Here is a 255-nt window from a genome sequence, read left to right as displayed (position 1 = left end):
GCAGCAATGCGTGCAGCTGACGAATACTAATCGGTCGAGGGCTTATCCTAAAAATCCCCACCAAGTGAAGATGATGCTGACGAAGCAGATTCCGAATACTTGCCGGGGGCCCCAACTAAAGAATGAATAAACTTCGCATCTAGTTTTCAAGGTACAAACCTTGAATGAATAGCTGTTTGGTGATAATGGCGGAGGGGAACCACGCGTACCCATCTCGAACACGACCGTTAAGCCCTCCAGCGCCGATGGTACTTG

At 49.4% G+C, this 255-nt stretch carries 1 rRNA gene; it reads left to right on the top strand.

Features of this window, described 5'->3' with window-relative positions:
• Nucleotides 1-175: 175 nt before the first annotated feature.
• Nucleotides 176-255, top strand: a 5S ribosomal RNA gene (rrf, locus tag KJS47_RS23945); the annotation flags it as partial.

The organism is Paenibacillus sp. J31TS4, assembly GCF_018403265.1.
GTDB lineage: Bacteria > Bacillota > Bacilli > Paenibacillales > NBRC-103111 > J31TS4.
Note: the sequence above shows the minus strand (reverse complement) of the source record. Positions and strands in the feature narration are given on the sequence as shown.